We start from the raw sequence: 23,158 nt of genomic DNA, 5'->3' as shown, positions 1-23,158 counted from the left end.
CTGGTGCAGCGGTCCGATCGTCGAGGTCCTCACCGGTCTCCCCCGTTGCGCAGCCGGGCGACGGCGACCCGCCGCCGCAGGCCGGTGGCCATCGCCGCGCTGCCGGCCAACGCGGCCAGCAGCAGCCCCGCCACGGTCCATCCGATCGGGGTCCAGGCCAGGGCGAACGCCGGGGCCGGCACGGGTCGCCCGGCGGCCGGGGTGAGCACGACCAGTGGTGCCATGGTGGCCCCGACCGCCGCGCCGAGCAGCAGGCCGACGCCGACGCCGATCCCGGCCAGGAAGGTCTGCTCGGCGAGCAGCGCCCGGGCCAGCAGCCGGGGCGACGCGCCGAGGGTGTGCAGCACCGAGAACTCACCGATCCGGTGCCGGGCGGTGGCCCAGACGTCCACCACCAGGCCGACCAGGGCGAGCAGCACCGAGCCGAGGGCGGCGGCCAGCAACCCCGTCCGGGCACCCTGCCAGTACGGGTCGTCGGCGGCCACGGCGGCGGCCTGCCGGCGGTCCAGCAGGGTCGTCCCGGGCAGCGCGGCGACGGCCCGGGTCGCCTCGGCGTGCGCTGCGGGGTCGACCCGCAACCACCACTCGGGCACCGGCCGGACGGTGCCGGAGTGGCGGATCAGCCAGTCGGTGGCAGCGGGCAGGTCGAACAGCACGCCGTCGCCGGCGGTAGCGGGCAGCGCGGTCACCTCCCCGACCAGCCGGACCGGCAGGGAGACCCCGGACAGCGCCAGCACCACGGTCTCCCCGGGCCGGACGTTGAGCGCGGCCCGCACGGCGGGGGTCATCAGCGCCGGCACGGCGGTGTCCGGGCCGTCCGGCACCACCGCGAAGCGGGACGACGGCTGGTACGCGTACCGGCCGCCGGCGAGGAACCCGACCGGGTGGGTGGCGGTCAACCCGGCACCGGCCACCGTGACACTGCTCTGCCCGGCGGACTCGGCAGCGGCCACCTGCCACCGGCCGGTGAGCGCGACGGCGGTCGACCGGGCGCCCGGGCCGACGGTGCGCAGGTCGCGTACCTGCAGCGCGTACGTGGTGCCGGCCACGTCCCCGCCGTCGGCCTCGAAGCCGGCCAGTCGCAGCCCGTCGACGGCCGGCAGGGTGACCCGGAACCCGGTGGCCCGCCCGTCGCTGCCGGTGCCCGCCACCGGCAGCCGGTACGCCACCCCGTCGGCCCGGGTGAGCAGCACCGACACGGCGATCCGGTGCGGGACGACGGCCTGGTCGACGGGGGTGCGGACGGTGCCGGTGAGGCTGCGGGCGTCCGCCGGCAGCGGCACACCGCCGGCTGGTTCCCGGGCGGCGGCCAGCGGTGCGAACAGTTCCCGCGCGGGCCGGTCGGCGAGCCGGTCGCTGAACTTGACCACCTCGGCGGCGTGCGCGGTGTCCAGGCCCAGCACGGTGGCCTGCCGGTCGTCCCGGCCGACCCGGATGTCGTCCCGCCAGGCCGGCAGCGCCCGGTCGACCCCGGGCAGGGCGGCGAGCGCGGCGGCCCGGTCGACGGGGGCGACCCCGCTCCGCTCGACCAGCCGCAGGTCCGCGCCGACGGTGTGGTCGGCCTGGTCGACCTGGGACCGTTCCCCGGTGGCGACCAGGGACCAGGCCAGGGTGCTACCGCCGACGGCGAGGGCGAGCAGCAGCACCGGCCCGGCGTGCGGACGCCGGCCGGCCTGCCACATCCCGAAGATGGTCGCGGTCCACAGCCGTCGGTCGACGAACCGCTCGGCGAACCGGGTGGCCGGCGGGAGCAGCCGCAACGCCACCACGGCCCCGGCCAGCACCCCCAGCGTCGGCGCGGCCACCAGCAGCGGGTCGATTCCGAGGTCGTTGCCGGCACCGGCCAGGGGTGAGGAGTAGCTGCGCAGCTGCACCCAGGCCAGCACGGCGAAGGCGACCAGGGCCAGGTCGAGTCCGGCCCGGCTGACCGTGGCGACCCGATCGGGGCGGGACCGGGCGGCCAGGTCGGCCACATAGGTGCCCGCGCCCCGCAGGGTGGGGGCGACCATGGCGACGAGGCAGCCGACGGCGGTGGCGAGGGCGGCCGCCCAGACCCAGCTGCCGCCACCGACGGCGCGGCCCAGGTCGACCGGGCCGCCGGCGGCGAGCCGGCGCAGCGCTTCTCCGGCGAGCAGCGGCCCGAGCAGGGCGGCCGGGACGACCACCAGGGTCGCCTCCCGGGCGGCCAGGCCGGCGAGCTGCCGGCGGGCCGCGCCGCGGGCCCGCAGCAGGGCGGTCTGGGCGCGGCGGTCCTCGTGCAGCAGGGCGGCGATCAGCACCAACGCGTATCCGCCGAGGACGACGATCAGCAGCAGCGGGGTGGCCAGCGCGGAGCGACCGGCCAGGTCGGCCCGGCTGATCCGGTCGATCAGCCGGTCGAGGGTGGTGACCGCCTGTGCCGACGAGCCGAGCCCGGCCGTCTCGGGCACCTCGGTCGCGGCGGTGGCGACGGCCCGGCGCAGCGCGGGCAGCCGGTCGGCCCCGACGGCGGCCAGGTCGGGCGCGACCACCCAGGAGGCGGAGACCGAGCCGGGGAAGGTGGTCGCGAAGTCGGCCGGGTCGAGCACGAACGGCCCGTGCGAGGCGTCGGTGTCCGGGTCGACGCCGAGCCCGGGGGCGAGCCGCCAGTACGGGTCGGCCGGGTCACGGGGCCGCCAGGTGCCGGAGAGCAGCACCTCGGTACGCCGGTCGGCGCTGCGGTCACGCATCGGGACCCGGTCACCGGTCCGCAGACCGAGCGCCCCGGCGACCTTCTCCGGCAGGGTGGCCTGGAGCGGGCCGGCCCCGGCGGTGGGCCAGGCGCCGTCGACGAGGTCGGCGTGCCCGGGCAGGTCGTCCAGGGTGGCCAGGGTGGCGAAGACCGGTTCCTTCCCGGTGCGGATGCCCGGGCCGAGGTCGCCGGTGAGTTCCCGCCCGGTGCCGTAACGGGCGCCGGCGACCCGGACGGGGGTGTCCCCGAGGGCGGCGCGGAAGCCGTCCCGGACGGCACGGTCCCGGCTGGTGAACTCGGCGTGGTCACGTCCGCCGGAGCCGCTGACCAGCAGGCTGCGCTCCTCGACGGGCGCGGCGGCGATCAGGGTGCGCTGTCCGGCGTCGACGGCCCGCCGGTTGTAGTCGGCCAGCCCGGTGACCAGCGCGATCGCCACCAGCGCGGCAGCCACCGCCGCGAGCAGCAGCCCGCGTGCCTCGTGGGCCCGCCTCCACACCAACTTCATCCGTTGCCTCCCGGGGCCCGGGGTCGGGCCGACGGAGACCAAGAGCGGTGACCCGGCGGGAAAGGTTCGCACCCGTTACATGATCGTTACTCCGGGCCGCCCGACCGACCGGGGCCGCCCGGACTCCGCGCCCGGCCGGAGCCGAGGTCGTCCGGGTCGCTGTCGATCTGGTTGGATCGGCGGCATGGAAATCGCCCTCATCCTGTCGAGCACCGCCCTCGTGCTGGCGCTGCTGTTGCAGCTCCCCCGCCGCGACGGCCGGGGAGACGGCTCCTTCCGGCTGGTGGAGATCGAGCGTCGACAGCGGCTGATCATGGATCACCTCGGCATCGTCGACCGGGGGCCGACCCTGCCCGGGGTACGGGACCACCTGGCCCGGGGCGACAAGATCAAGGCGATCAAGGCGTACCGGGAGGCTACCGGCGTGGACCTGCGCACCGCCAAGGAGGCCGTCGAGGCGATCGCCGCCGGACGCTGACGCCGTGATCCCCTCAAGGGGGCCGATGTTGCGCGGTCCCCGCAGCCCGCACACCGCAACGTCACCGACGTCGAGTTGATCACCCAGGCCGGCAGCCACTCCCCGACCAGCCGCGCCGACCACCGCCCGCCGCACCGCCGCCTGTGGTGATCAACTCAGGTGGGCCGATATTGCGGCGTCACAGTGGCTCGCATACCGCAACATCGGCCCACTTGAGTTGATCACCCAGGCCGACAGCCACTCCCCGACCAGCCGCGCCGACCACTGCCCGACGAACGGGATCAGTCCTTCGTCAGCTCCGGCCGGTGCTCGCGGATCCACGCCTCAACGTCGGACTTCCGCCACACCTTGCCCATCGCCAGCACCGCCACGGGTTCCGGAAAGTTCCGCTGATTGGCGATCACGGAGGCGCGCTGCCGGGAAACGCTTCCCAGCATCGCCCTGATCTCCGAGACGCCGACGAGGTCCACGAGTTGACGATGACAGCATGAAGCCGCCTCGACTCCGACAACTGCGCAGGCTGTTGACAGAAGCAACAGCGATGGCAACCGTGGTGGGATGTCCCATACGTCGAACGTCTCGCCTATTCATGATCGGCAGCGGCGGCCGGCCGGCGCGCACCCGCCGATGCGTCCGCTGTGGCGGTGCCGGAGGTGCGCCGCGCCGTGCCGTGTCAACCCGCCCGGCTACTGCTGACCATGGAGTACCGGTGCGACCGGGTGGCGCTCTCGATCTACCTGGCCAGCCAACTGTTCGAGGCCACCGCCAACCTGGTGCGACTCAATCCGCACCCGGGCCCGGCGGAGTTGTTCGACCGCTTCCTGGCCTGGACGGCCCGACCACCCACCCGAGCCGGGATCGCACCCGTGCCGGCGACGTACACCAGCCCGAGCCCGAGCCCGGACCCGGAGCCGAATCCGGAATACGAACCGCAAGCCGGCCCGGACCTGACCCCCACCTCATAGCGGGAGCCCAACCGAGGCCGGAGCCCGACCGAGGCCGGAGCCCGCATCACCCGGATGCCCCCGCCGAACCCGAATGGGGATCGCCCGGACGAGCACGTGCGGGAAGCTATCTGACGAGCAGGGTCAGCAGTCCGGTGAGGGCGACGAGGACCGCCGCCACCCCGGTGAGTACGGCCGGCAGAATCTTGAGGTATTCCAGGATCACGGAATGCCGGCGCGGCGTTCCGCCGACCCGCTGCGCTTTCCTCGTCGTGGCCGCCATGGTGAATCCCCTGTCCGGTGCCCGCGTCCGGCCGGATGAATCGGAGCCGCCCACCGGCACGCACCCCACAGCGAGGGCGTATGCCCTGGTCACACGAGTGCAGCCGACTTCCGCGCATCCCACCTTTCATATTCGACCGTAGGCGTGGCGACCGCACGAGCGCAATCATCAGCACCGGAAAGAGTCGGGCGGAAAGCCATTTTCACGCGTGGGAGTGGCACCTCGGGCAAGTGATTCGCACAAACAGCGGCAGCCGGCCTAACGACAGCCGGCGGGATTTCCGTTTTTCAGCCGGCGATTTCGTCGGCCGGGCGCTTCGCCCGGCTGGGCTGCACCCGTTTCGGCTCCCCGGGCATCTTCGGATGGTCCGGCGGATAGGGCAGGTCGCCCAGGCCCTGCGCCGCGTCCCGCTCCGCCCAGTCGAGCAGAGGCGTGATGTCGGCGGATTCGTCGTCGATGCCCGCGTGCGGGTCACCCCGCTCGGCCAGCCGGAGCGGCACGGTCTGCAGGTCGAAGTCGTCCGGGTCGATGTCGGGCAACTCGTCCCAGGTCACCGGGGTGGAGACGGTGGCCCGGGCGTTGGCGCGCAGCGAGTACGCGCAGGCGATGGTGCGGTCCCGGGCCATCTGGTTGTAGTCGACGAAGACCCGCTGCCCGCGCTCCTCCTTCCACCAGGCGGTGGTGACCAGCTCGGGACGACGACGTTCCAGCTCCCGGGCCAGCGCGATGGTGGCCCGGCGCACCTCGGTGAACGTCCAGCGCGGAGCGATCCGCAGATAGACATGCAGCCCTCGGCCGCCGGAGGTCTTCGGCCAGCCGGTGACACCCAGCTCGGTGAGGATGCCGCGCAGCTCGGCGGCGGCGGTGGCCGCGTCGGCGAAGTCGGTGCCGGGCTGCGGGTCGAGATCCACCCGCAGCTCGTCCGGGTGGTCGACGGCGGCGGCCCGGACCGGCCAGGGGTGGAACACGACCGTGCCCATCTGCGCGGCCCAGGCGACGTGGGCGAGGTCGGTCGGGCGCAACTCGTCGGCACCGCGCCCGCTGGGAAAGGTGATCCCGACGGTCTGCACCCACGGTGGCACCCCCCGGGTGGGCACCCGCTTGGAATAGAACGCCTCCCCCTCGACCCCGTCGGGGAAGCGTTGCAGGGTGGTCGGCCGGTCCCGCAGGGCGCGCATGATGCCGTCGCCCACCGAGAGGTAGTAGTGGAAGACGTCGGCCTTGGTGAAGCCGCGCCCCGGGAAGATCACCCGATCCGGACTGCTCAGCCGGACGGTGTGCCCGGCCACCTCGACCTCGGTCGCCGTCGCCTTCGCGCTGCCCGCCATGGCGCGACCATATGCGACGCCCCCGACATCCGGCGTACGGTTGGCCGGTGAGTCCTGACGAGAACGCATTGCCCCGCACCGAGGACGAGTGGCGGGTCCGGCTGACCCCGGAGGAGTTCCGGGTGCTGCGCGAGGCCGGCACCGAGCGCCCCTTCACGGGCGAGTACGTCGACACCAAGACCGCAGGTGTCTACCACTGCCGGGCCTGCGGGCTGGAGCTGTTCTCCAGCGACACCAAGTTCGACTCGCACTGCGGCTGGCCGAGCTTCGACGACGCCATCCCGGGCCGGGTCAAGGAGATCCAGGACCACAGCCTCGGCATGGCCCGTACCGAGATCCGCTGCGCCCGCTGCGACAGCCACCTGGGCCACGTGTTCCACGGCGAGGGTTTCACCCCGAAGGACACCCGGCACTGCGTGAACTCGGTCTCGATCCGGCTGGAGCCGAACCCGGGCTGAACCCGACACGCCGCAGGAAACGCCGTCCGAACCGACCCATTTCAGGGCATTTACCACCCCTTGCGGCCCCTAAGCGGCAGGCTGGGGGTAGATGTCCGATTCGGGAGGTATGACAGGTGGCTACCTGCGAGGTCTGCGGCAACGACTACTGGATGGCGTTCGAGGTGCGCACGGTCAGCGGTGACGTGCACACCTTCGACAGCTTCGAGTGCGCGGCACACAAGCTCGCGCCGATCTGCGAGCACTGCCAGGTGAAGATCATTGGGCACGGCGTGGAGGTCGGCGGCCGGTTCTTCTGCTGCGCGCACTGCGCCCGTGCGGTGGAGGCCCTGGGAGCCGAGATCCGCGATGCGGTCGGCGCCCGCCCGGCCTGACCCACCGCAGCCCGACATCGCGACGGAGGACGACGCCGCGACAGCGCAGGGCGGCGAGAGAAGGCAGCAGAGCAGGCAGGCAGAGCGGCCCCGGCCAGGCAGCAGAGCAGGCGGTGACGGGTCCGCCTAACATCGCAGGATGGCACCTCAGACCGTCGACGTCCACGTCGCCACGTTCACCGAGTTGGGCGCGCACACCTTCCACGACCTGCTGCGGTTACGCATCGACGTGTTCGTGGTGGAGCAGCGCTGCCCGTACCCGGAGCTGGACGGCCGGGACGTCGAACCCGGCACCCGGCACCTCTGGCTGACCCGCCGCGGCGCTCCGCCCCACGACGACGCCCTGCCCCACGACGGCGCTCTGCCCCACGACGACGCCCTGCCCCACGACGGCGCTCCGCCCCGCGACGGCGACGTGCTGGCGTACCTGCGGCTGCTGGCCGACCCGGGCGGCGTGACGCGGATCGGTCGGGTGGTGGTGGCACCGGCGGCCCGCGGCGGCGGGCTCGCCGGCCGACTGATGACCGAGGCGCTGCGGCTGGTCGGCGACCGGCCGTGCGTGCTGGAGGCGCAGGCCCACCTGGCGGGTTTCTATGCCGGGCACGGCTTCACGGCGACCGGGCCGCAGTACGTCGAGGACGGCATCCCGCACCTGCCGATGCGCCGGGAGCACTGACCGGCCCATCCGGGACCCCGGGCCCGACCGCCCGGGAGAGGGGCCGGACCCGGCACGAGCACGTGCGGGGGGCACGACCCACCAACCCACCGAAACATTGACGGATACCGCTTTCCTATGCAAGCCTGCGGGTAGAGCCGTCGTGGGAGCCGCACAGCAGGCACGGGAGGGGCAACTCCCGGCCGTCCGGGCGTCGTTCGACCGACCCCTTCACCTCGGAGGCTCCATGTCCACCGTCCTACGCAGACGACCCACCGCGCTCGCGGGGTCGCTGCTCACCATCGGCGCGATCATCGCGCTGCTGCTCACCACCGCCCTGGCCAACTCGGCTTCCGCGCACGGCGCGGTGGTGAACCCGGGGTACCGCGCCCACAGCTGCTGGGAGCGCTGGGGCGCCGAGTTCCAGAACCCGAGAATGGCCACCGAGGACCCGATGTGCTGGCAGGCCTGGCAGGCCGACCCGCAGGCCATGTGGAACTGGAACGGCCTGTTCCGGGAGGGTGTCGCCGGCAACCACCAGGGTGCCATCCCGGACGGTCAGCTGTGCAGCGGCGGGCGCACCCAGAACGGCCGTTACAAGGCCCTGGACACCGTCGGCGCCTGGAAGACCGCGTCGGTCGCGAACAGCTTCCGACTGAAGTTCTTCGACCAGGCCAGCCACGGGGCCGACTACATGCGGGTGTACGTGACCAAGCAGGGCTTCAACGCGCTGACGACGCCGCTGGGCTGGAACGACCTGGAACTGGCCGGGCAGATCGGCAACACGCCGGCCTCCCAGTGGGACAAGGACACCGGTGGCGTGTCGATCCAGATCCCGGTGAACGCGCCGGGCCGTACCGGTCGACACATCGTCTACACCGTGTGGCAGGCCAGCCACCTGGACCAGTCGTACTACCTGTGCAGTGACGTCGACTTCGGCGGCGGCCCGACCACGCCGCCGACCACCGCCCCGCCGACCACCGCGCCGCCGACGACTCCGCCGCCGACCACCGCGCCGCCCACCACCGCACCGCCGACCACCGCCCCGCCGACCACGCCGCCGCCGGCCGGTGCCTGCACCGCCACCTACCGGGTGACCACCACGTGGAACGGCGGGTTCCAGGGTGAGGTGGACGTGACCGCCGGTTCCTCGGCGATCAAGGGCTGGACGGTGAACTGGACGTACTCCGGGGGCCAGCAGGTCAGCCAGGTGTGGAACGCCACGCTGGCCAGCAGCGGATCGACGGTGACCGCCCGCAACGCCTCCTACAACGGCGCGTTGGCCGCCGGGGGGAAGACCACCTTCGGCTTCCTCGCGTCGGGCAGCGGCACCAGCCCGACCCCGGTCTGCACCGCGACCCTCTGACCGGTCGGGACACCGTAAGGAAGACGCAACGACAAGGATGGAGTGGCCTCCCGTTGCACGGAGGCCACTCCATCCTTGATCGAGCACGATCTTGCCCGTCGGGGCGGCGCGACCCGGGGCGGCGCGACCCGGGGCGGCGGGGCGGGTGTCAGACCAGGCAGTTGACGATGTCGGCGACCGAGCGACGCCGGCCGGTGTAGAACGGGACCTCCTCGCGGACGTGCCGGCGCGCGCCGGAGGCGCGCAGGTCCCGCATCAGGTCGACGATCCGGTGCAGCTCGTCGGCCTCGAAGGCGAGCATCCACTCGTAGTCGCCGAGGGCGAACGAGGCGACCGTGTTGGCCCGTACGTCGGGGTAGCCGCGCGCCATCTTGCCGTGTTCGGCCAGCAGCTCCCGCCGCTCCGCGTCCGGCAGCAGATACCACTCGTAGGACCGGACGAACGGGTAGACGCACAGGTAGGGGCGGGGCGCCTCGTCGGCGAGGAACGCCGGGATGTGGCTCTTGTTGAACTCCGCCGGCCGGTGCAGCGCCAGCTGGGACCACACCGGGGTCAGCGCCCGGCCCAGGGTGGTCCGGCGCAGCCGCAGGTAGGCGTCCTGGAGGGCGTCGCTGGACGACGAGTGCCACCAGATCATCACGTCCGCGTCGGCGCGCAGCCCGGCCACGTCGTACATGCCCCGGACCACGACGTCCTTGCCGGCCAGCTCCTCGAAGAGCGACTCCACCTCACCGGTGACGTTCTCCCGCAGCGCCGGCAGCCCGCCGGTGGCCCGGTAGACCGACCACATGGTGTACCGGACGGTGGCGTTGAGTTCCTTGAGCCGGGCCGCGTTGGTCTGCTCGGTCGTCTGCTCGGTCATGACCCCGATCCTCCCAGTGCTTCGATGATCTCCCCGGCCGCGCGCTCGCCGGAGCGGACGCAGACCGGGATGCCGACCCCGTCGAAACCGGCGCCGGCCAGCGCCAGCGTGGGGTGCGACGCGCGCAGCGCCGCCCGGACGGCGGTCACCCGGGCGGTGTGGCCGGGCGGGTACTGGGGCAGCGCGCCGCCCCAGCGCTGCACGTGGCCGGCGACGGGCTCGGGCAACGCCACCCCGAGCACCCGGGTCAGCTCCCGGTGCACGGTGGCGCGCAGGTCGTCGTCGGTGAGCTGGAGCGAGGTCTCCTCGCCGTACCGGCCGACGGAGGCGCGGACCAGGGCCAGCCCGTCCGGCGCGGCCAGGTGCCCCCACTTGGTGGTGAAGAAGGTGGACGCCTTGATCAGCAGCCCCTCGGTGGCGGGCACCAGGAAGCCGGAGAGCCGGGGCAACGCCGGGGCCGGCAGGGCCAGGGTGACCAGCGCGACGCTGGCGTAGTCCAGCCTGCCGACGGTCGTCGCCGCCTCGGCGGCGAACCCGGCGAGCAGCCGGGCGGTGGGCCGGGCCGGCGCGGTGAGCAGCACCGCGTCCGCCTCGACCAACTCCGGGTCCCGGGTCGGGCCGACGGTGAGCCGCCAACCGTTCCCGACCGGGGTCAGCTCGCGGACCGCCGCGTGCCGACGGATCGTCGCCCCGCTGGCGGTGGCCGCCGCCTCGACCAGGGTGCTCAGCCCGCCGGCCAGGGTGCCGAAGACCGGTGCGCCGGGGGCGCGGGGTGCGGCGGCCTGGGCGGCCCGGACCGCACCGACCAGGGTGTGTTCGACCCGGGCCGCACGGGCCAGCGCCGGCATGGTGGTGACCAGGGACAGGTCGTCGGCCCGGCCGGCGTAGACCCCGCCGAGCATCGGGTCGACCAGCCGCTGCACCACCTGGTCGCCGAACCGGGCCCGGACCAGGGCCCCGACCGAGACGTCCTGGTCCGCGCCGAGCAGCGGCCGGCCGCCGTCGCGGTCGGCGTCCGCCGTCGGCGTGGCGACCGTCGCCGCCGCCGCCAGATCCCCGGGTACGCCGACCAGCGTGCCGCCGGGGATCGGGCGCAGCCCACCGTCGACGACGAGCGCGGCCTGCCCGACGGTGGGGTGCACGATCTGGCCGGTCAGGCCGAGCCTGCGGGCCAGGGCCACCGCGGCGGACTCACCCCCGGCCGGGTCCCGCATCAGGAAGGACTCCGCGCCGAACTCCACCGGTCGGCCGGCCAGCTCACCGGTGCGCAGCTTGCCACCGAGCGCGCCGGACTGCTCGTACACGGTGATCTCGGTGTCGGCGGGGGCGCGGTCGCGCAGCCGGACCGCGGCGGCCAGGCCGGTGATCCCGCCACCGACCACCGCCACCCGCCACGGCCGCGCGCCCACGGGTCAGCCCTGCTCGGCCCGGCGCGCGGACACCTCGTGCACCAGCGCGACCACCCGGGTGAGCACCTCGGGGTCGGTCTCCGGCAAGACGCCGTGACCGAGGTTGAACACGTGTCCGGGGGTGTCGCGGCCCTGCGCGACGATCCGCCGCACCTCGGCCTCGATCACCGGCCAGGGGGCGAACAGCACGGTCGGGTCGAGGTTGCCCTGGACCGCCCGGTCCGGGCCGATCCGGCGGGTCGCCACGTCCAGCGGGGTACGCCAGTCCACCCCGACCACGTCGGCGCCGGCCTCCCCCATCGCGCCGAGCAACTCGGCGGTGCCCACCCCGAAGTGGATCCGGGGCACCCCCGCGTCGGCGAGCCCGGACAGCACGGCGGTCGAGTGCGGCAGCACGAACCGGCGGTAGTCCGCCTCCGACAGCGCGCCGGCCCAGGAGTCGAAGAGCTGCACGGCGGAGACGCCGGCGTCGATCTGCACCCGCAGGAACGACAGGGTCACCTCGGCGAGCCGGGCGCAGAGCGCGTGCCACAGCTCCGGCTGGCCGTACATCATCGCCTTGGTCTTGGCGTGGGTGCGCGACGGCCCGCCCTCGACCAGGTAGCTGGCCAGCGTGAACGGCGCGCCGGCGAAGCCGATCAGCGGGGTGTCGCCCAGTTCGGCGACGAGCAGCCGCACCGCTTCGTCCACGTAGGAGACGTCGGCCCGGTCGATCCGGCGGATCCGCTCCACGTCCCCGGCGGTGCGCACCGGCTCGGCGACCACCGGCCCGGTACCGGCCACGATGTCCAGGTCGATGCCGGCCGCGGCGACCGGAACGACGATGTCGCTGAACAGGATCGCCGCGTCGACGCCGTGCCGGCGGACCGGCTGGAGGGTGATCTCGGCGACCAGGTCCGGCCGGCGGCAGGAGTCGAGCATCCCCACGTTGGCCCGGATCTCCCGGTATTCCGGGAGGGACCGGCCGGCCTGGCGCATGAACCAGACCGGGGTGTGCGGGACGGACTCCCGGCGGCAGGCCCGGACGAAGGGCGAGTCGGCCGGCCCGCTGCGGCGGGATTCTCCGTCTCGGGCGGCAGTGCCCGTGGTGTCGGTGGTCATCGCGACCATCGTGCCACGCACCCGGTCGGGACCGACGGGCAGCGCCGCCAGGTGTGACCGGCACCCCGGGCCCGGTGGTCCGTACGTCCCGCACCCGGCCGGACGTCGGCGGGACACGGACGCGCTGACGCTTCGGCGCGCCATCCGGGCGGGCGACGGCGCGTCGGCATAGGCTGCCGGTCATGGCCCCCCCGATCGCGCTCCCGGAGACGTTCGCCCGCGCGGTCGCCGGCCTGCGGTCGGTCACCCCCCGGGAGGAGATCGTCCTGGAGGAGGTCGGCGCGCCCCAGCGGCTCGCGCCGTACGCGTTCGCCCTCTCCGCCACCGTGCTGCGCGACGACGACGAGGTGGCCGACGGCCGGCTGATCCTGCTGCACGACCCGGCCGGGCACGACGCCTGGCAGGGCAGCCTGCGGCTGGTCACCTACGTGACCGCCGAGCTGGAGGTAGACCTGGCCGCCGATCCGCTGCTGCCGGGGGTGGGCTGGACCTGGCTCACCGATGCCCTGGAGGCGCACGAGGCGCGCTACCGGGCGGCCGGGGGCACGGTCACCCAGACCGTCTCGACCCGGTTCGGCGACCTGGCCGGTCCGCCCGCCGCCGGGGACGTCGAGATCCGGGCGTCCTGGACACCGCTCGGCGAGGATCTGGCCGCCCACCTGTCGGCCTGGTGCGCCCTGCTCGCCTCCACCGCGGGGTTGCCGCCGCCCGGGGTCACCGCGCTCTCCGAACGCCGGCCGGCCGGCGCGGCCTGACCGCTGCCCGACGTCCCACACCCCGCACGGACCGCGCGACACGCCCGAGCCACACGAGAATGTCCTGAACGCGACAGGGACGTCCCGGGTGGGCGCGAACGTACCCGGCGCGAGGTGGGTGTCCGTACCGTCCGGACCTCCGCCGGACACCCGGACGACACACACCGGACCGGCTGCGCACACCACATCGCCGGGCGCACTAGGGTTGTCAGGTGACCGACGAACCACCCCTGCGCCGTCGGGCCGCCGAAAGCCGCACGGCAGACGTTCCGCCCCCGGCCGTCGCGGAGCCGGCGGACGCGGGCACCGAGCAGCCCACCGGCGGGCCCGTTCCGCTGACCGCACCCCGTGACGGCACCCCTCAGCCGGTGGCGACGGCCGCCGAGCTGGACGAGGTCGTGGCCCGCTTCGCGGCCGGCACCGGCCCGGTGGCCCTGGACGCCGAGCGCGCCTCCGGCTACCGCTACAGCCAGCGGGCCTACCTGGTCCAGCTGCGCCGGGCGGGAGCCGGCACCACGCTGATCGACCCGTTGCCGCTGCCCGACCTGTCCACCCTCGACGAGGCCATCGGCGACACCGAGTGGGTGCTGCACGCCGCCAGCCAGGACCTGGCCTGCCTGGCCGAGGTGGGGTTGCGTCCGCGCCGGCTGTTCGACACCGAACTGGCCGCCCGGCTCGCCGGCTTCGAGCGGGTCGGCCTGGCCGCGCTGACCGAGCAGTTGCTCGGCTACACGCTGGAGAAGCACCACTCGGCGGCGGACTGGTCCACCCGGCCGCTGCCCGAGTCCTGGCTGACGTACGCCGCGCTGGACGTCGAGATGCTTGTCGACCTGCGCGACGCGCTCGACGCCGAGTTGCACGCGCAGGGCAAGTCGCCGTGGGCGGCGGAGGAGTTCGCCGCGCTGATCACCTGGGCCACCCGCCCGCCCCGGGTACGGGCGGAGCCGTGGCGGCGGACCTCCGGCATCCACCGGGTGCGCGGGTCGCGGGCGCAGGCGCGGGTCCGGGCCCTGTGGTACGCCCGGGACCAGATCGCCGTCCGACGCGACGCCGCTCCCGGCCGGGTGCTGCCCGACTCGGCGATCATCGCCGCCGCCGAGCTGGACCCGAAGGACGAGAAGACCCTGCTGACCCTGCCCGGATTCGGGGGCCGGTCGGTGCGCCGGTTGGCCCGCACCTGGCTGGTCGCGCTCGACGAGGCCCGCCAACTGGCGGAGGACGCGCTGCCGGTCACCCCGACGGTGGAGGGGCCACCCCCGCCGCACCGGTGGGCGGAGCGGGACCCGGTGGCCGCCGGCCGGCTGGCCCGGTGCCGGGAGGTGGTGGTGCGGGTCGCCGGTGAGCACCGGCTCCCCCCGGAGAACCTGATCACCCCCGACTCGGTCCGCCGACTGGCCTGGCAGCCGCCCGACGAGATCACCGTGGACACCGTCACGGAAACCCTGCGCGGTTACGGCGCCCGAGAGTGGCAGCTCGGCCTCCTGCTCCCCGCGCTCGCCGAGGCCCTGCTGCCCGTCGCCCGGCCCTGACCTCCGACGGGCCGGGTGTGGTGTGGGCCACACCAGGGGTGGTGACGGCCATGGTTACTGGCGAGTAGCATTCCTCGGGAAACGCCAGTGCCGGCCGACCCTCGCCCGCCGCGTGCCGCCGTCCGCGGCGCTGCGGCCGGGTCGTGGTCGAAGAGGAGGCTCCAAGTGCCCCGAGAAGTTCGGGATGTCGTCTTCGTCGACGGTGTCCGTACCCCCTTCGGCAAGGCGGGTGGCATGTACGCCAACACCCGCGCCGACGATCTGGTGATCCGCTGCATCCGTGAGCTGCTGCGCCGCAACCCCCAGCTGCCCCCGGAACGGGTCGAGGAGGTGGCCGTCGCCGCCACCACCCAGATCGGTGACCAGGGCCTCACCATCGGCCGCACCGCCGCCCTGCTGTCCGGCCTGCCCAAGACCGTGCCCGGCTTCTCCGTCGACCGGATGTGCGCCGGCGCGATGACCGCCGTGACCGCCGTCGCCGGTGGCATCGCCATGGGCGCGTACGACATCGCCATCGCCGGCGGCGTCGAGCACATGGGCCGGCACCCGATGGGCGAGGGCGTCGACCCCAACCCGCGGATCATCGCGGAGAAGCTGGTCGACCCGTCCGCCCTGGTGATGGGGGCCACCGCAGAGAACCTGCACGACCGGGTCCCGCACGTCACCAGGGAGCGCACCGACGCGTTCGCGCTCGCCTCGCAGCTCAAGACCGCCAAGGCGTACGCCGACGGCAAGCTCCAGGACGACCTGGTGCCGGTCGCGATCCGCGACGCCGAGGGCGGCTGGGGCCTGGCCACCGCCGACGAGGCGCCCCGGGAGACCTCGCTGGCGAAGCTGGCCACCCTGAAGACCCCGTTCCGCCCGCACGGCAAGGTCACCGCCGGCAACGCGGCCGGCCTCAACGACGGCGCCACCGCCAGCCTGCTCGCCGACGAGGCCACCGCCCGCGAGCTGGGCCTGCCGGTCGCCATGCGGCTGGTGTCGTACGGCTACGTCGGCGTCGAACCCGAGGTGATGGGGATCGGCCCGATCCCGTCGACCGAGAAGGCGCTGCGCATCGCCGGGCTGACCATCGAGGACATCGGCCTGTTCGAGCTGAACGAGGCGTTCGCCGTGCAGGTGCTCGCCTTCCTCGACCACTTCGGGATCGCCGACGACGACCCCCGGGTCAACCCGTGGGGCGGCGCGATCGCCATCGGTCACCCGCTCGCCTCCTCCGGCGTACGGCTGATGACCCAGCTCGCCCGGCAGTTCGCCGAGCACCCCGAGGTCCGCTACGGCGTCACCGCGATGTGCATCGGCATCGGCATGGGCGGCACGGTCATCTGGGAGAACCCGAACTGGGAGGGCGTCAAGTGAGCGCGAGGAACGAGCCGGGTTTGCGAGTCCCGCAGTCGCGAACGGAGAAGACCCAGTGAGCGCGTTGGTCGCACCGAACGAGGTCGTCACCCGGGCGCTGCTGCGTCAGGTGAGCGTGCCGGGGCTGGACCGGCCGGCCGCCCTGATCACCCTGGACAACGGTCTCGACCACACCAAGCCGAACACCTTCGGCCCGGCCGGACTGGCCAGCCTCGACGAGGCGATCAGCGCCGCGCTGGCCGCGGAGCCGGCGTTCATCGCGGTCACCGGCAAGCCGTACATCTTCTGTGTCGGCGCGGACATCGTCGGCCTGCCGACCCTCGCGGACCGGGCGCAGGCGCTGGAGATCGGCCGGCTCGGCCACCGGGTCTTCGCCCGGCTGAAGGACAGCACCGTGCCGACCTTCGCCTTCGTCAACGGCGCGGCGATGGGCGGCGGCCTGGAACTGGCCCTGCACTGCCACTACCGGACGCTGTCCGGTGGCGCGGCGGCGCTGGCCCTGCCCGAGGTCTCGCTCGGCCTGGTCCCCGGCTGGGGCGGCTCCCAGCTGCTGCCGAACCTGATCGGCATCCCCGCCGCCACCCAGGTGATCATCCAGAACCCGCTGATGCAGAACAAGATGCTCAAGCCGAAGCAGGCCGCCGAGTTGGGCATCGCGGACGTGCTGCTGGAGCCGGCCGACTTCCTGGAGCGGTCCCTGGAGTGGGCCGCCGGGGTGGTTCGGGGCGCGGTCACCGTCACCCGACCCGAGGTCGACAAGGACATGTGGGCGGGCGTGCTGTACTTCGCCCGGCAGACCCTCGACCAGCGGTTGCACGGCGCGGTCCCGGCCGCGTACCGGGCGCTGGACCTGCTGGAGACGGCGAAGGACGCGGACTTCGCCACCGGCACCGCCGCGGAGGACGAGGCGCTGGCCGACCTGATCTTCTCCGAGGAGCTGCGCAGCGGCCTGTACGCCTTCGACCTGGTGCAGCGGCGGGCCAAGCGGCCGGCCGGCGCGCCGGACAAGAGCCTGGCCCGGCCGGTCACCAAGGTCGGCATCGTCGGCGCCGGCCTGATGGCCAGCCAGCTCGCGCTGCTGTTCGCCCGCCGCCTCCAGGTGCCGGTCGTCCTGACCGACCTGGACCAGTCGCGGGTCGACAAGGGCGTCGGCTACGTGCACACCCAGATCGAGAAGGCCGTCAGCAAGGGCCGGATGGACAAGGGCACCGCCGCCAAGCTGTACGGCCTGGTCTCCGGCTCGGTCGACAAGTCCGTCTTCGCCGACGCCGACTTCGTCATCGAGGCGGTCTTCGAGGACCTGGACGTCAAGAAGCAGGTCTGGGCCGAGCTGGAGAAGATCGTCTCGCCGGAGGCGGTGCTCGCCACCAACACCTCGTCACTGTCGATCACCGCGATGGCCGCCGAGTTGGAGCACCCGGAGCGGGTGGTCGGCTTCCACTTCTTCAACCCGGTCGCCGTGCTGCCGCTGCTGGAGATCGTCCGGGGCGAGCGGACCGACGACGCCACCCTGGCCACCGCCTTCGCCGTGGGCAAGCAGTTGAAGAAGTCGTCGGTGCTGGTCTCCGACGCCCCGGCGTTCGTGGTCAACCGGCTGCTCACCCGCTTCCTGGGCACCGTGTTCGCCGCCGTCGACGCGGGCACCCCGCTGGACGTGGCGGACAGCGCACTGGACCCGCTGGGGCTGCCGATGCGCCCGCTCGCCCTGCTCCAGCTGGTCGGGCCGGCCGTGGCCTACCACGTGGGCGGCACCCTGCACGCGGCGTACCCGGACCGGTTCGTCGTCAGCGAGAACCTCCGGCGGATCGCCGAATCGGGTCAGCCGATCGTCGTCGAAGACCGGATCAACGACGAGGTGGCCAAGCTGCTCGTCGTCGGTGACCAGCCGATCAGCGGCGAGCAGGTCCGGCAGAACGCGCTCGACGCGCTGGCGCAGGAGATCCGGCTGATGCTCGACGAGGGTGTCGTCGCCGAGGCGCAGGACATCGACCTGTGCATGATCCTCGGGGCCGGTTGGCCGTTCCACCTGGGCGGGGTCACGCCGTACCTGGACCGGACCGGCACCGCCGAGCGGGTCACCGGGCAGCGTTTCCTGCCGCGTGGGGTCGCCAGCCTGCGCGACTGAGTCATCCCCGCTCCCCCGCGATCGCGGTGGCCGGCGACGTCCTCCCCCGGGGCGTCGTGCCACCGCGATCGCCGTTTGCGTACCCTCGTCAGACTCGGGGGGCTGCGCGGCCGGGCTCCGTCTGGCTACGATCACGCGTTCTCACCCTCGCCTGGAGCTGATCTGATGACCACACCGCCGGTCGATCCCTGGTCCGGGCAGCCGGAGCACGGCTCGCCCACCGGTCACTACCCGCCTCCGTCCGACGGCCCGTCCGCACCGCCCGATGGTCCGCACACCCCGCCGCCGGGTGGCAGCTGGCCCACCACGCCGTACCCGGCGGCACCGACCCCGCAGCCCGGCGGCTGGCCGGCCGACCCGCAGTCCGGTCCGCCGGCCGATCCCTATCCCGGTCCGCAGTACGGCGGCTGGTCGCAGCCCGACCCGGCGCAGGGTGGCTACCCCGCCGCCCCGCAGTCCGGCCCGCCCGGCACCCCGCCGTCCGGCTATCCCGGCATGCCGCAGTCCAGCCCGCCCGCCGGCTACCCCGGCGCGCCGCAGTCCGGCTACCCGGCGGCCCCGCAGCCCGGCTACCAGGGAGCCCCCCAGCCCGGTTACCCCGGCCCGCAGCCGGGCTACCCGGGCGCACCCCGGCCCGGTGGCTACCCGGAGCCCGCCCCGCAGCAGTACGCCGGCTTCGGCGGTGCGCCGTACAGCTCCCCGCCGGGGATGCCGCACGGCCCCGCGCCGCAGCGGTCGAAGCTGCCGCTGCTGCTCACGCTCGGGCTCGCCGGCCTGCTGGTGCTCTGCCTCGGCGGCGGCGGTCTCACCTGGGTCGCCCTGAGCGACGACGATCCGACAACGCCGACGCCGACGCCCACCGCCGCCACCTCGCCCACCCCCAGCCCCACCCCCGTCGAGACGGAGAGCCCGACCCCCGACCCAACCCCCTCCGATGAGGTTGACGACCCCGGCCCGATCCGGCTGGTGACGCCGACGACCCTCGGTGGCCGGTCCAAGAGCACCGACCCGGAGCTGCGCCGGATCGCCGACCAGATGGTCCGCGACATGAAGTCCGAGGTCCGCAACGAGACCGGCGCGGTGAGTGCCTTCTACGGCAGCGCGACCCGCCGCAACATGGTGATGATGGCCGGCGCGTCCGGCCCGGTCATCCTCCCCGAGCAGGAGCTGGAGGACGCGGTCAAGGGGCTGGCCAGCTCGCTGGCGGTCACCAAGATGTCGACCATCGAGCCCGGCCCGCTGGGTGGGGTGGCGAAGTGCGGCGACGGCAAGGCGTCCGGCATCGCGCTCGGCGTCTGCGTCTGGGCCGACCACGGCAGCGTCGGCATGATCGTCATGTACTTCTCCTCGGCGGCCAAGGCGAGGTCCGAGTTCGCCTCCCTGCGGGGCCAGATCGAGAAGCGGGACTGATCCGTCGGGCGGCGGTCACCGGGTCCACGTGGACCCGGTGACCGCCGCCTCCGTGTCCACCCCGCGACCGCGCACCGTCGGCCGCATCGATCCGACTCGAGGCGGACCTGCCGCCGACGGCCCCGGCCGACGCGGAGCGGCGGGGCAACGGCGCCACGGAGCGACGGCGCGGGGCGATGGTTGTCGGTCCCTCTGGCTAAGATCATCCGGCCTTACCCACGAAGTTCTGGAGTCGACCTCATGTCCCAGCCCCCGACCGGTCCGCACGCTTCCCCGCAGGACGGCGGTACGCCCCAGGGCGGCTACCCGCCACCGCAGCAGCCGGACGCCTTCGGCGCGCCGTCGTACGCCGGCCCGCCCGCGCCGCCGGTCAAGAAGCGGTCCCCTGTCAAGATCGTCCTGATCGTGCTGGCCGTGCTGCTGGTGCTCTGCCTCGGTGGCGCCGCCATCGCCGCCTTCGCCCTCAAGGACGACGTCAAGGAGGCGGTGGACGCCGTCAACACGACGGTCTCCGCCCCGGCCACCCTGGCCGGACGCCCGCAGGTGACCGATCCGGCGCTGAAGGCGGTCGCCGACGGGCTGGTCACCGAGATGAAGAAGTCCGTGCAGAACGAGACGAGCACCGCCGGCGCCTTCTACGGCGACCCGGCCAAGCGGGACCTGCTGATGATCGCCGCCGCGTCCGGCGTGATGGCCGACCCGAAGAAGGAGCTGGACGACGCCGTCAGCGGCATCGCCACCCAGCTGAACGTCACCAACATGGCGGCCGTCGACGCCGGTCCGCTCGGTGGCGACGCCAAGTGCGGCGACGGCAAGAGCGAGGGTGTCCCGCTGGGCGTCTGCATCTGGGCCGACCGGGGCAGCGTCGGGATGATCGTGCAGTACTACAAGTCGGCCGCCGACCTGAAGGCCGAGTTCGTCACGATGCGCGGGCAGATCGAGAAGAAGGGCTGACCTGACCGGTCGCCCCGACAGGCCCCGTCCACCCGAGGGTGGACGGGGCCTGTGCCGTCAACGGCGGGGTACGCGACCCGTCAGCCGGTCGTGGCGGCCCGCTCGGCGGCGCTGCGCAGGACGCAGAACTCGTTGCCCTCCGGGTCGGCCAGCACCACCCAGCCGGTGCCGTCCGGCCGCCGCTGGTCGTCGACGTGGACGGCACCCACGGCCAGCAGCCGCTCGACCTCCTCGTCCCGGGTCCGGTCGACCGGCTCCAGGTCGAGGTGCAGGCGGTTCTTCACCGCCTTGCCCTCCGGCACCGCCAGGAAGAGCACCTCCGGCCCACCCTCGGGCAGGAGCATCGCCTCCGGGTCGCCGGGGAGGTCGTCGGGCTGGCGGGGACACTCGAAGACCTGCGCCCAGAAACCGGACAGGGCGTAGGTGTCACGACAGTCGATGCTCAGGTTGTGGATTCGTACGCTCACGGGTCTGCCTCCGAAGCAGTGGGACGCGCCCCGCGACGTGCGGTGTCAGCGGTGGGCGGTGCGGGGCGCGGGACAGGTCATGGTGGACATCAACCGCACCCCCTCTCCCGGACTCGGGCCGACCGGATGATCCTTGCAGCCAGCCGACCGGCCGGCAAGCCGTTATATCCGACCAGGACCGGGGTGTTGCCGGTGTGCCTCGGCCCGGCCGGAACCGGTCGGGACCTGGTCGGCCGACGGCAGCGTGACGGTCACCTCCAGTCCCCCACCCTTCTGGGCGGTGACCTGCACGGTCCCACCGTGCGCGTCGCAGACCGCCCGGACGATGGACAGGCCCAGCCCGGAACCCCGGGCCCCGGTCCGTTCCCGCCCACCCCGGCGGAACGGCTCGAACAGCCCCGGCACGTCGGCCTGGTCCACCTCGAAACCGGTGTTGCGCACCACCAGCCACGAGGAGCGCCCGTCGGTGCCGGTACGCACCCACAGCCGGCCGTGCAGGTGGTTGTAGCGCACCGCGTTCTCGATCAGGTTCCCGGCCAGCCGGTCCAGCAGGCCCGGGTCCCCGGTCACCGGGGCCGGTCGCAGTGAGGACTGCACCCGCAGCCCGATCCGCTCCACCTCCCGCGACATGGCGGACAACGCGTTGGCGGTCCCGGTGGCCAGGTCACACTCCGTACGCCGGGCCAGCAGTCGACCCTTCTGAGCCTCACTCCGGGCCAGCACCAGCAACGCGTCCACCAGACCGTTGGCGCGCTCCGAGGCGTCCCGGACCACGACGGCCATCCGGCGGTACTCGGCGGCGTCCGCCTCGTCGTCGCTGAGTGTCACGTCGATCTCGGTACGCATCACCGCCAGCGGGGTCCGTAGCTCGTGCGAGGCGTTGGCGACGAACCGTTTCTGCGCCTCGAAGGCGGCGGTGATCCGGTCCAGCATCGCGTCGAAGGTCCGGGCCAGCTCGGCCACCTCGTCGTCCGGCCCCGACCAGCCGATCCGCTGGTCGAGCGTGGTCTCGCCGAGCCGACGCGCGGTCGCGGTGACCTGGTGCAGCGGGCGCAGCGTCCGGCCGGCCACCCAGTACGCCCCGGCCACCCCGACCACACTGATCGCCAGCAACGCCAGCAGGCCCTTGACCAGCAGCTCGTCGGAGGCGGCAGCGACCAGTTGGTCCTGCCACACCGCCGCATCCAGCGAGCGCCCGTCGGCCAGCAGCACGGTGGTGCCCGGCCGCAGCTCGTCGGTGGGCCGCAGCGCGTCCCGGACCAGCAGCCAGGCCAGCGTCACCAGGATCGCCCCGGCCCCGACCAGCAGCACCCCGTTGAGCAGCGTCAACCGCAGCCGCAGGGTGGGCCGCAACCGCCGGGTCACGAACCCACCCCGGCCCGCGCACCCGGCTCGCTCCTCGCGCTCACGGGCTGACCGTCCGGTAGCCGGCGCCGACCACCGTCTCGATCAACGGTGGATCGCCGAGCTTCTTGCGCAGGGTCCGCACGGTGACCCGGACGATGGTGGTGAACGGGTCGGTGTTGGCGTCCCAGACCCGTTCCAGCAACTCCTCGCTGGAGACCACCGCGCCGCGCGCCTTGACCAGCTCGCTGAGCACCCCGAACTCCTTGTTGGTCAGGTCGACCGGGGCGCCGGCCCGGGTGACCACCCGGCGGGCCGGGTCGAGCACCACGTCACCCACCTGGAGCACCGGCGGGGCAGCCGGGGTCGCCCGCCGGGCCAGCGCCTGCACCCGGGCCACCAGCTCGTCGAAGGCGAACGGCTTCGGCAGGTAGTCGTCCGCGCCGAGGCCCAGCCCCGCCACCCGGTCGGCCACGGTGTCGCTGGCGGTCAGCATCAGCACCCGGGTGAGGGTGCCGGAGGCGGCCAGCTCGGCGCAGATCTGGTCGCCGTGCATCCCGGGCAGGTCCCGGTCGAGGACCACCACGTCGTACCGGGTGACGAAGGCGGCCTCGTGGCCGGCGTCCCCGTCGTACGCCACGTCGACCGCCATCCCCCGCTTGCGCAGCCCCCGCACGATCGCGTCGGCGAGGTTCCGTTCGTCCTCGACCACCAGCACCCGCATCCCGACCTCCTCGCCGAC

General features: G+C 73.7%; 22 protein-coding genes. 12 read left to right on the top strand and 10 right to left on the bottom strand.

Going from position 1 to position 23,158, the window contains the following annotated elements:
• Window positions 1-29 precede the first annotated feature (29 nt).
• The gene (locus ACQP1S_RS08620) at window positions 30-3,215 is read right to left on the bottom strand and encodes an FtsX-like permease family protein (RefSeq protein WP_432904976.1); all 3,186 of its coding nucleotides are present in this window, start codon (window positions 3,213-3,215) and stop codon (window positions 30-32) included.
• Between the two features lie 184 nt (window positions 3,216-3,399).
• On the opposite strand from ACQP1S_RS08620, the gene ACQP1S_RS08615 reads away from it, so the two are divergent.
• Window positions 3,400-3,693, top strand: coding sequence for a hypothetical protein (locus tag ACQP1S_RS08615; RefSeq protein ID WP_091249710.1), 294 nt, complete (start codon window positions 3,400-3,402; stop codon window positions 3,691-3,693).
• Between the two features lie 281 nt (window positions 3,694-3,974).
• Here the strand turns inward: ACQP1S_RS08615 and ACQP1S_RS08610 are convergent, their stop codons facing one another.
• Window positions 3,975-4,163 carry a hypothetical protein gene (locus ACQP1S_RS08610; RefSeq protein WP_432904973.1) on the bottom strand — a complete coding sequence of 63 codons (189 nt, stop codon included), beginning with the start codon at window positions 4,161-4,163 and terminating at the stop codon, window positions 3,975-3,977.
• A 174-nt stretch (window positions 4,164-4,337) separates the two neighbouring features.
• Between ACQP1S_RS08610 and ACQP1S_RS08605 the strand changes: the two genes are divergently transcribed.
• Window positions 4,338-4,658, top strand: coding sequence for a hypothetical protein (locus ACQP1S_RS08605; RefSeq protein WP_432904970.1), 321 nt, complete (start codon window positions 4,338-4,340; stop codon window positions 4,656-4,658).
• 106 nt (window positions 4,659-4,764) lie between these two features.
• Here ACQP1S_RS08605 and ACQP1S_RS08600 read toward each other — a convergent pair whose 3' ends face one another.
• Both ACQP1S_RS08600 and ligD read right to left on the bottom strand, forming a co-directional pair.
• Window positions 4,765-4,920 (bottom strand): hypothetical protein, encoded by a 156-nt coding sequence (locus ACQP1S_RS08600; RefSeq protein WP_176739087.1) that lies wholly within the window; start codon window positions 4,918-4,920, stop codon window positions 4,765-4,767.
• 287 nt (window positions 4,921-5,207) lie between these two features.
• On the bottom strand, window positions 5,208-6,248 hold the full coding sequence (ligD, locus tag ACQP1S_RS08595; protein WP_432904967.1) for a non-homologous end-joining DNA ligase: 1,041 nt from the start codon (window positions 6,246-6,248) through the stop codon (window positions 5,208-5,210).
• A gap of 11 nt (window positions 6,249-6,259) precedes the next feature.
• Between ligD and msrB the strand changes: the two genes are divergently transcribed.
• The 4 genes from msrB (at window position 6,260) to ACQP1S_RS08575 (ending at window position 9,101) form a co-directional block, all read left to right on the top strand.
• Window positions 6,260-6,706, top strand: a complete 447-nt coding sequence (gene msrB, locus ACQP1S_RS08590; protein ID WP_432904964.1) for a peptide-methionine (R)-S-oxide reductase MsrB — start codon at window positions 6,260-6,262, stop codon at window positions 6,704-6,706.
• 116 nt (window positions 6,707-6,822) lie between these two features.
• Window positions 6,823-7,080 (top strand): Prokaryotic metallothionein, encoded by a 258-nt coding sequence (locus ACQP1S_RS08585; RefSeq protein ID WP_088645482.1) that lies wholly within the window; start codon window positions 6,823-6,825, stop codon window positions 7,078-7,080.
• A gap of 139 nt (window positions 7,081-7,219) precedes the next feature.
• The gene (locus ACQP1S_RS08580; RefSeq protein ID WP_432904961.1) at window positions 7,220-7,756 is read left to right on the top strand and encodes a GNAT family N-acetyltransferase; all 537 of its coding nucleotides are present in this window, start codon (window positions 7,220-7,222) and stop codon (window positions 7,754-7,756) included.
• A gap of 226 nt (window positions 7,757-7,982) precedes the next feature.
• Window positions 7,983-9,101 carry a lytic polysaccharide monooxygenase auxiliary activity family 9 protein gene (locus tag ACQP1S_RS08575; RefSeq protein ID WP_432904958.1) on the top strand — a complete coding sequence of 373 codons (1,119 nt, stop codon included), beginning with the start codon at window positions 7,983-7,985 and terminating at the stop codon, window positions 9,099-9,101.
• 148 nt (window positions 9,102-9,249) lie between these two features.
• On the opposite strand, the gene hemQ is transcribed toward ACQP1S_RS08575, so the two are convergent.
• Genes hemQ through hemE form a run of 3 tightly spaced genes read right to left on the bottom strand, consistent with a single transcriptional unit; the run spans window position 9,250 to window position 12,473 of the window.
• Complete coding sequence (gene hemQ, locus ACQP1S_RS08570) at window positions 9,250-9,963, bottom strand: hydrogen peroxide-dependent heme synthase (protein WP_357897004.1); 714 nt, start codon at window positions 9,961-9,963, stop codon at window positions 9,250-9,252.
• Window positions 9,960-11,372, bottom strand: a complete 1,413-nt coding sequence (gene hemG / locus ACQP1S_RS08565; protein WP_432904955.1) for a protoporphyrinogen oxidase — start codon at window positions 11,370-11,372, stop codon at window positions 9,960-9,962. The genes hemQ and hemG overlap by 4 nt, the downstream gene beginning before the upstream one ends.
• A 3-nt stretch (window positions 11,373-11,375) precedes the next feature.
• On the bottom strand, window positions 11,376-12,473 hold the full coding sequence (gene hemE / locus ACQP1S_RS08560) for a uroporphyrinogen decarboxylase (RefSeq protein WP_432904952.1): 1,098 nt from the start codon (window positions 12,471-12,473) through the stop codon (window positions 11,376-11,378).
• A gap of 182 nt (window positions 12,474-12,655) precedes the next feature.
• Between hemE and ACQP1S_RS08555 the strand changes: the two genes are divergently transcribed.
• The 6 genes from ACQP1S_RS08555 to ACQP1S_RS08530 all read left to right on the top strand — a co-directional run bounded on the left by ACQP1S_RS08555 (window position 12,656) and on the right by ACQP1S_RS08530 (window position 20,605).
• Window positions 12,656-13,228 carry a DUF3000 domain-containing protein gene (locus tag ACQP1S_RS08555; protein ID WP_432904949.1) on the top strand — a complete coding sequence of 191 codons (573 nt, stop codon included), beginning with the start codon at window positions 12,656-12,658 and terminating at the stop codon, window positions 13,226-13,228.
• Between the two features lie 212 nt (window positions 13,229-13,440).
• Window positions 13,441-14,757, top strand: coding sequence for a ribonuclease D (locus tag ACQP1S_RS08550; protein WP_432904946.1), 1,317 nt, complete (start codon window positions 13,441-13,443; stop codon window positions 14,755-14,757).
• A gap of 165 nt (window positions 14,758-14,922) precedes the next feature.
• The gene (locus tag ACQP1S_RS08545; protein WP_432904944.1) at window positions 14,923-16,116 is read left to right on the top strand and encodes a thiolase family protein; all 1,194 of its coding nucleotides are present in this window, start codon (window positions 14,923-14,925) and stop codon (window positions 16,114-16,116) included.
• A gap of 55 nt (window positions 16,117-16,171) precedes the next feature.
• Entirely contained in the window at window positions 16,172-18,241 is a 2,070-nt protein-coding gene (locus ACQP1S_RS08540) for a 3-hydroxyacyl-CoA dehydrogenase NAD-binding domain-containing protein (RefSeq protein ID WP_432904941.1), read from the top strand.
• Window positions 18,242-18,406: 165 nt separating this feature from the next.
• A complete protein-coding gene (locus ACQP1S_RS08535) occupies window positions 18,407-19,651 on the top strand; it encodes a hypothetical protein (protein WP_432904938.1) in 1,245 nt (414 codons plus the stop codon).
• 240 nt (window positions 19,652-19,891) lie between these two features.
• Window positions 19,892-20,605: a hypothetical protein gene (locus tag ACQP1S_RS08530; protein ID WP_091249671.1), complete on the top strand. Its 714-nt coding sequence runs from the start codon at window positions 19,892-19,894 to the stop codon at window positions 20,603-20,605.
• 80 nt (window positions 20,606-20,685) lie between these two features.
• On the opposite strand, the gene ACQP1S_RS08525 is transcribed toward ACQP1S_RS08530, so the two are convergent.
• From ACQP1S_RS08525 to ACQP1S_RS08515, 3 genes are all read right to left on the bottom strand, one after another.
• Window positions 20,686-21,072: a VOC family protein gene (locus ACQP1S_RS08525; protein WP_432904935.1), complete on the bottom strand. Its 387-nt coding sequence runs from the start codon at window positions 21,070-21,072 to the stop codon at window positions 20,686-20,688.
• Between the two features lie 162 nt (window positions 21,073-21,234).
• On the bottom strand, window positions 21,235-22,437 hold the full coding sequence (locus tag ACQP1S_RS08520; protein WP_432904932.1) for a sensor histidine kinase: 1,203 nt from the start codon (window positions 22,435-22,437) through the stop codon (window positions 21,235-21,237).
• Window positions 22,438-22,477: 40 nt separating this feature from the next.
• On the bottom strand, window positions 22,478-23,140 hold the full coding sequence (locus tag ACQP1S_RS08515) for a response regulator transcription factor (RefSeq protein WP_091249660.1): 663 nt from the start codon (window positions 23,138-23,140) through the stop codon (window positions 22,478-22,480).
• Window positions 23,141-23,158 lie beyond the last annotated feature (18 nt).

The sequence above is a fragment of the Micromonospora matsumotoense genome (assembly GCF_050951065.1).
Taxonomy (GTDB): domain Bacteria; phylum Actinomycetota; class Actinomycetes; order Mycobacteriales; family Micromonosporaceae; genus Micromonospora; species Micromonospora matsumotoensis.
Note: the sequence above shows the minus strand (reverse complement) of the source record. Positions and strands in the feature narration are given on the sequence as shown.